Below are 8,029 nucleotides of genomic sequence, written 5' to 3'. Positions count from 1 at the left end.
GCGGCGGAGATGTTTACACATGCTACCAGATCCAGGGTCAGCAGGCGGATTCACCCTTCGAAGGACAGACTGTCAGCGTAACAGGCATCGTAACCGCTGACCCTGATGATTATACTGCAACATCTTCAACTTACGCCGTCCTTTCCGATGCCAACGGAGGACCCTGGAGTGGATTGCTAATGTACAGCAACGATCTCGCAGGTCTTCATAGAGGTGACAGTGTAACGGTTACCGGAGTAGTAGATGAATACTTCAATATGACTGAACTCAAGTTCCCGTTGTCCTATGTGATCCACTCAAGCGGACATACTCTTCCTACCCCAGAACAAATGTCCACTGGCGATCTGTCAACATCCGTTAACCCTGAGCAATGGGAATCCGTATTTGTCACAGTTTCCGATGTAGATGTAACGCAGATCGGACTTCCTTACTACACATGGGCTATCGATGACGGGAGTGGAGAATGCTACGCCGGCACAATGGGTGACTTTTCCTACACTCCGGTTGTAGGCAACAACATTTTAAGCATGACAGGAGTACTCTGGTACTCACGCGACAATTTCAAGATCCAGCCCAGGGACGACAACGACCTGATAAATTAGAGAAGACATGCAAATAATGAAACCGGTAGATCAATTCTGCCGGTTTCAGTATATCCTGCTTTTTATTTAACCAAATTGCATGTTGTGGTTAGTTAAACCCGCCATATTGACAGGAGAGTTTTCGCAAATGAAAAAAGTAAAATGGTTCATACCATTAATCACTACGGCGGCTGTAGTATTATTGATCTCCTGCGGAAACAATGAGAATCCTGCAACCTCCGGCGATAATCCAACAGCATCAATTCTTTCAGCCAATTCGGGAACCACGAATTCCATTACCGCATCCTGGACCATGTGCCCGGATAACGATTTCTCCGAGTACAACCTTTACAGATCCGCTTCTCCGGGAATCTCCGGCAATCCTCCAGCCAGCCCGGTCAGAACAGTTTCCAATTCCTCAGATACCACTTTCACAGATACTCGCCTTGCTTGGGGCGAGACCTATTACTACTCCTTAAATACGAGAAATACCAGCAACAACACCGTATGGAGCAATGAGGTGGAAGTTGTTACCCCCTGCAGTGATTACCTTACATGCTACGAGATCCAGGGACAGCAGACATCATCACCCTATGTTGGCCATGAGGTTTCGGTAACGGGGATAGTAACTACAGGTGGAAATGTGTTATACGGAAGATTTGCTGTCATATGTGATGCCACGGGTGGTCCATGGACAGGTCTTGTTCTCTACGGAGACAGTACCGATACAATGGTAAGGGCTGACAGTATTACAGTATCGGGTACCGTTCAGGAGGACTTCGGCATGACGGAACTCACTTACCTTTCCGATGTCCATGTTATCTCAACCGGGCATACAATCCCCAACCCAATCGCACTCACAACCGGCCAGGTCTGCGATGAGCAGTACGAAGGCGTACTGGTTTCAGTGACCAATGCTATTGTTCTTACAAAGAACGAGCACAGCTACGAGATCGATGACGGAAGCGGCAGCTGCTACATGGGTACCCGGGGTGACTTCACCGAACCCAATGTGGGTGACACGGTTGATGTACAGGGCCCACTTTTCTACAACGAAAACGAATGGCGAATACAGCCCCGTGATAACAATGATATCACCATAAACGGCGTAGGTAGTTTCTAACCCCGGCTCCGGAATTGCTGGCGGAGGCCTTCGAGCAGGGGAGTGGCGGGTTTCCAGCCTGTTGTTTTAAAAAGCAGCTCGGTGGATGCGAAGGTATCGCGGACATCTCCCGGCTGAACTGGCAAATTTTCCAATTCAGCTTTCTTCCCGGCTGCCTTCTCAAGAACAGCAATTGCCTCAAGCAGAGGAAGCGTATTGCCTCCTCCAAGGTTCATTGCTCTTCCGTCGGTACATTTTTCAGAGAGTCTCAGTCCACGTACAACATCGCCCACGTATGTAAAGTCCCTCGTCTGGCTTCCATCTCCGAATATTCTCAAAGGTCTTCCCTCCCTGATGGCCTCGAAAAAGATTGAAAAAGCCATATCGGGCCTCTGTCCGGGACCGTAGACAGTAAAAAACCTGAGGGAAACACTAGGCAGACCGTGGTTCCTGGTGTACAGTCTTACAAGGTTCTCCGCGGCAAGTTTTGTAACACCATAGGGGGAATCGGGCATCGGTATCGTGCTGTCCTCCACCATGGGCAAATCCGTAACTCGTCCGTATACGGACGAGGAGGAAGCGTATATGAAATTCTTTACGTTTCCTCTTCTCATAGACCATTCCAGGAGGTTCTGCGTCGCTATTATATTGTCAGTCGTATATTGAAGGAATTCCTCGCCCCAGCTTTTCCTTACCCCTGCCTGTGCTGCGAGGTGGTATACGGTTATTTCCTCGGAAGAATCAACAACCATGTCGAGCCATGACATGTCTTCCTCGGACAGATCCTGTTCAAAAAGCTTGAAAGAAGGATTCTTTAATAAATCGGCGATATTCGCCCTTTTCAACTCCGGTGGGTAGTAATCGCGAAAAATATCAACCGCGATAACATCTTTCTCCTCCGACAGAAGCTGCCTGGAAAGATGGCTTCCTATAAAACCTGCAGCCCCTGTAACAATGTACCTCATCAGTCTCCGATCTTCAATACCAGTACGTTTTATTTAGCAATTTGTAATTTTGCAAGTGACCAGAAGTTGCGTCCGACCCCGTTAGTCTCCGCTTTCCTCGGTTATGAACCAGCTTACGGAACTTTCACCGACGTTCAGCAGGTACCTCATCGTATCCTTCTTCACCGCCGGAGGCAGGAATCCCCCGCCAAAGGGGGCAAGGCACAAAAACTCCTCCGGATACGGAAGTTCATCAACAACAAGATCGATATGCGGTATCGGCACAGGATCCACCGGATAATCCATCATCTTCGAAAGAAGAAGCTCGCGAAGCTCGCTCCAGCTAAGGCCCTCACAGCTGAATCCCGCGGCCATCCTGTGCCCGCCGGCACTGGTAAACACCTCTCCCATGCTCACAAGAAAATCAGCCATGTCCCAATCCCCATAGGAACGGGCTTCTCCCGAGAGTTTGCCGCCCTCCCTTGGAGATACGATTATTGTTCCCCTGTGAGTTATCCTGCTCAGTTTACTCGCGAGTGTTCCCCCCATGCCGTCCGGGATGCTATCAAGATAAACAAGGTTCATACCGTAAGCTGAAGCCTGGTCATCCCTGTTCACTATCGCCTTTGAGAAGATCTCCGATAGAGTATGGGCTCTCCGTCTGCTGCTTTTCTTAAGTCTTTTCCATATTTTGCGGCACCGTTTGTAATTATCATCCCTCATGAAATCAAGGAGGAACTCTATTCCCGAGTCTTCGCCTTTGCCCACTACCGAAGTGATGGCATGGCGAACCATGGATCCTGTCCAGGCTGTTTCCCTTGCCGGCCATACTTCAGCAAGCACTGCAAGTCCGCCTTCCAGCTCGTCGGCGTTCACCTTCCTGAATTCCTCAAGCAGGTACCTGTTCCATCCCAGAAGCGGTACGCGGTCAGATACGGTCCCAAGCGCAACAGCGGTAAGAAGTTCAGCCTCATTCTCCCATTCCGGATATATGGAAACAAGAGCTGCATACAGAACCGAACAGCCGGCCAGGTAAGTTGCCGGAGCACCCACTCTCTGTGGATTTATCATTCCATGGGCAGGAGGCAATGGATAATGAAGCGTATGGTGATCTGTTATAACTATCCTGGCGCCAAGATCAAGCGCCCATTTAACACCAGATACTGCTGAACACCCGTAGTCTACGGTAAGAAGAAGGTCGCCGGGGAGCAGCACACCCTCCATTCTGTCTGGAAGAAGGCCGTAATCATCGGTTGTTCTCCTGGGCATTATGGGTACAACCGTGTAGCCTTCACCCTCAAGTATCCTCATACCTATGTAGATACCGGTGATACCGTCCATATCATCGTGCCCGTAAAGAACGACTTTCCCTCCGCGCCTTTTCAGTTCCATCAACTCACGCTGAAGTATATCAATATCAGGAAGTTCATGGATCCAGTCCGGCCTCGACGGAAGCCATTCTTCGAAAGGGTCCGTGACATTCGGAAATCTTTTTTCTAATACCTTGCAGGCCAGATGCGTAAGCCTGCACCTTCCCCGCTTATTCGCGGGTGCCTCCTCAGAGCGCATCTGTTATCTCCTGTAGTGAAGATCAAGCCGGGTTACCGACCAAATAATTTAACAACACGATAGACATAAGTTTTAATGGCCGATTGTCAACCATTGCATATCGCGGCCCTTGAAAGTATCCCGATTAATGCGTAAACTCTGAGTATGAGAATTTTAACGGTTCTTCTGACAGCTTCGGTCATTATCTGCACCGAGGGAATGGCAGCTTTTGAACCTGTCTTCGAATCCCCCTGGCTGCAGGGAGGGGTCGCGTCTACACTATTTCCCAGGACCCCTCTTGTCCTCACATCCAATCCGGCATGCATGGCTCTTCTGGAGGGGCACGGAATAACAATCTCGGCTGCGCGGCCGTACGGCTTAAAAAGGCTTGATAGAACAGCAATCGCTGGATGCTGCGTGTTCAGCCGATACGTTCTGGGAGCCGCTATTTCCCTCTCAGGTGACGAATCCTATTCGGAAGCCACCGCTGAGGCCGCGGTGGCCTGGAAACTGATGAACGGTGTTGCTCTTGGCACCTCTGTCTCCATCAGAAGGCTTCAGATAAGCGGATACAGCAGAGCAACGGGGTTTTCCGCCGATATATCCGCCGTATGGACTCCCGCTGATGGTGTTTTTGGAACAGCACTGTACAGAAGCGTACTCCGAACCGATCTGGGCTCCTCCGGAGACCCGTCCGCCCCCCATTCCCTTGAGCTTGCTGTTGGCGTGGTTCCGGTTGAAAATATCGTCTGTGCAGCAGGCGCTGGAAGACAGGAAGAGCTCGATATCGAATACACCTTTCACACCGCTTTCTCGCCTTCACCCATGATAAGCATCGCTACCGGAATAAAAACCAGCCCCGCAAGATTCTGGGCAGCCCTTGAATTGTCTCTTTCTTCCCTGAGTATGGAATACGGATACGGAGAACACTCCTCCCTTCCCGGAACACATTCCGTAGCCCTCTGCTGGGGAAACTGCGCAAGCCGTCCTTCATCTCTTCATCTGTCAGAGTCCGAAGAACAGGAAGAAGAGCCTGACGTACAGTTCCCATTCGATATTAACACCGCGACAGAAGAACAGCTGCAGCTCATTCCGGGAATTGGCCCTTCCAAAGCTTCCGCAATAGCGTCATGGCTTCGCCAGAACGGGCCGGTTTCATCCGTTAACGACCTTCAGGCGGTGCCCGGTATAGGCCCCTCCATGCTCGAAGTACTCAATGAATACCTGGTGGCTGAATGAAAGAACCATTGGTTCTTGTTATCCTTCTCACTCTTGTCGGGCTTTCGTCCGGCGAGGGGGATCTCAGGTTCAGGCTGCAAAGACGCATTCCAGACTGCAGAGGAACCCTTGAGCATTACTACGCGGGCGACGAATACGATTTCTACAACAGGCTCAGGTACGGTTCGAACCTCTTTCAGTTCATCCTTCTGATGGACAAAGCAAGAGGAGAGGAGTGGGTCGATATCATCGCCGGCGGAGCAACCTTGACGCCAATGGGCGGTCCGGTCAATTCCGTTTCGGCCGGATGGCTCAAGGCGCACCTGGGCAGCGGCCTTGTGCTGGCATTTCCGGGACGGTTTTCAAGTATAAGCGAACTTGCCCTGTACAAGCCTCCCAATTCAAGAAATCGCATAGAGCCGTCAACTTCCCCCTGGAGCTGCCGTGGAAAGCCCCTTACGGGTGCCGGCATCATGCTTTCTGTGGGTACGGTTGATATTTCAGTGCTGGCGGCCCTGTCCCCGGTTGATTCTCTGTCAGGCGGGTACCACCGCAGCTCATCCGAGGTTCAGGCCAGAAACGCTTTTGCGGAAAGGCTGGCTGCCGCCCGTATTGCAGGTCAGCAGTGGGGAGTAACAGCCGCTGCGGCCTCAACGAACGATGCAGCCGAATACAGCTGGCTCAGGTGCGGGGGCGACTGGAATGTTAACCTCGGAACCCTGAACCTCGCAGGTGAAGCATCTGTGGGAGTTGATTCCTCCGGTACCTCTACAGCGGTCTGGTTTTCTCTCTCTCAGAATTTGCCTGTTTTCCGGCATATGTTCATGGTTCTGCGAAATCCCGAATACTACCCCTCAGAACGAACCTCACCGCCCATTTCCAGGGAATGTGATATCGGGTTATGCTACGGCCTCCGCTGGAAGACATTCCCCGAGATGGTTGTTAAAGCGGGGTCAGGAACCTATTTTCACGAAGATAACAGCCTCCTGCTCGCTTCTTTTGAAACCGAGTACCGCTTCCGCTGGAGCATGGAAGCAACCGCAGGTATCAGAACCAGAACCGAAGAAGATGAATTCAGTTTTAGAAGCTGGCTTGGAAACTCATGGCAGCCGCGTGACAGATTGAACATCAGAATGAAATTGCAGGTTACAGGATGGAACAACTCCACCGATGATTCATCGGAGACCGGGGCGGGAGTGGAGATCAAATTACGATACAAGCCTGAAAGCTGGCTGACCCTTGATTTCGGAGGTGCCGCCTGCTCAACAGACGGCTACAATTCCAGGATATACGCTGGCGGGTCATCGTTCCCCGGAGTTTTCGGCTCTAAGGTTCTCTACAATAGAAGCTTCCTTCTATTCACACAGGTCTCCGCCGCGATATCGGATGGTTTTTTTCTCAGAGGCGCCCTTGCAAGAAAAACAGTAGAAGATTCTGATGTTCTGGGGTCCGGATGGGAAGAGACCGAGGGAGACAAAAGAACGGAGCTGGGTTTCCAGCTTGACTACACCTTTTAATAGTACAATCATTCACTGCGATACGGAGACATTCTCACATACGAAAGAGGTTTACAGTGAGGCCATCCTGGGACGAATATTTCCTGAAACTCGCCATGATCGCGTCCGAACGGGCAACCTGCCCCAGGATGCACTGCGGCTGCGTACTGGTAAAAGACAAATACGTCCTTTCAACAGGCTACAATGGCTCTCTTCCAGGGCTTGATCATTGCGAAGACGCAGGATGCCTTATAGTTGACAACCACTGCGTGAGAACCAACCACGCGGAGATGAACGCAATCACACAGGCCGCGAGACACGGCATTTCAATCGAAGGAGCAACCGCATACGTTACTAATATGCCATGCACAACGTGCGCAAAGGCGCTTCTTGCCGCAGGTATTAATAGAGTTGTTATTTTCTCGGATTATCAGGGCTCCCTTGCCGAGAAGTTCCTGAAAGAGTCCGGAGTTCCTTTGGACAGGCTTCCTATGCCCAGCCGTGAGATCACCTACGACCTGGACAACTACTCTTCAGCAAAAAAATTCCCGTGATCGGGCTTCATGAAGGAAATATACTTGCAGAACTTTCCCTCAAATCGATCAAATATTTATATACTGCCAGATTATTTCGCTGGGAGAAGGACGTCCAAACAGTATTTTACAATATCTCTCGCACGTATTCGATACCGCAGTCAATCATCCAGTTGCCGTCCTCAAGGACAAGAATAGTAAACACCACAATACCAGATTTCTTCATCTGTGAACCCTTCCTATTAGTAGCGGATATAATCGAACATTTTCTGGATGATGATACTATTATATTCATGTCTAATCAATGCCAGATGGGCGATGTTTGTTAGAGTCAGAATTATGACACTATCCATTGCATACAATCAGAAAAGCAATCAATACTTCTAAAGATCTTCAGTCTATGATCAGCTTCACGACACAGCTTATGCGGGGCGAAATACGACAAATTGACAGGCAGATGAACATCAGACCTTATAGAATAAAGTCACCTGGATGCGAAAGACTCTGAACTGCAAGTCTTTGGAACCTTCTTAAGTGGTACTCTATTTATCTAAAGCTCTGTCCTAACAAGTCGGAGGCCAGCATAACAGCTACCGTGAGTAATGCT

The 8,029-nt window shown here is 50.2% G+C and carries 7 protein-coding genes; 5 read left to right on the top strand and 2 right to left on the bottom strand.

Annotated features, from left to right (window positions below):
* Positions 1–602 (top strand): hypothetical protein (locus K8S15_02915; GenBank protein ID MCD4774985.1); only part of this gene is annotated, 602 nt, incomplete at its 5' end.
* Positions 603–729: 127 nt separating this feature from the next.
* Positions 730–1,704, top strand: coding sequence for a hypothetical protein (locus tag K8S15_02910; protein MCD4774984.1), 975 nt, complete (start codon positions 730–732; stop codon positions 1,702–1,704).
* Here the strand turns inward: K8S15_02910 and K8S15_02905 are convergent.
* The gene (locus K8S15_02905) at positions 1,701–2,648 is read right to left on the bottom strand and encodes an NAD-dependent epimerase/dehydratase family protein (GenBank protein MCD4774983.1); all 948 of its coding nucleotides are present in this window, start codon (positions 2,646–2,648) and stop codon (positions 1,701–1,703) included. The genes K8S15_02910 and K8S15_02905 overlap by 4 nt on opposite strands.
* An 81-nt stretch (positions 2,649–2,729) precedes the next feature.
* Entirely contained in the window at positions 2,730–4,196 is a 1,467-nt protein-coding gene (locus K8S15_02900; GenBank protein ID MCD4774982.1) for a DHH family phosphoesterase, read from the bottom strand.
* 144 nt (positions 4,197–4,340) lie between these two features.
* Here K8S15_02900 and K8S15_02895 point away from each other — a divergent pair, with 144 nt between their 5' ends.
* The 3 genes from K8S15_02895 to K8S15_02885 all read left to right on the top strand — a co-directional run bounded on the left by K8S15_02895 (position 4,341) and on the right by K8S15_02885 (position 7,443).
* Complete coding sequence (locus K8S15_02895) at positions 4,341–5,414, top strand: ComEA family DNA-binding protein (GenBank protein MCD4774981.1); 1,074 nt, start codon at positions 4,341–4,343, stop codon at positions 5,412–5,414.
* Positions 5,411–6,910 (top strand): hypothetical protein, encoded by a 1,500-nt coding sequence (locus tag K8S15_02890; protein ID MCD4774980.1) that lies wholly within the window; start codon positions 5,411–5,413, stop codon positions 6,908–6,910. The genes K8S15_02895 and K8S15_02890 overlap by 4 nt, the downstream gene beginning before the upstream one ends.
* A gap of 95 nt (positions 6,911–7,005) precedes the next feature.
* A complete protein-coding gene (locus K8S15_02885; protein ID MCD4774979.1) occupies positions 7,006–7,443 on the top strand; it encodes a cytidine/deoxycytidylate deaminase family protein in 438 nt (145 codons plus the stop codon).
* The last annotated feature ends 586 nt before the right edge of the window (positions 7,444–8,029 follow it).

Source organism: Candidatus Aegiribacteria sp., from assembly GCA_021108005.1.
Lineage (GTDB): Bacteria > Fermentibacterota > Fermentibacteria > Fermentibacterales > JCC-6 > Aegiribacteria.
Note: the sequence above shows the minus strand (reverse complement) of the source record. Positions and strands in the feature narration are given on the sequence as shown.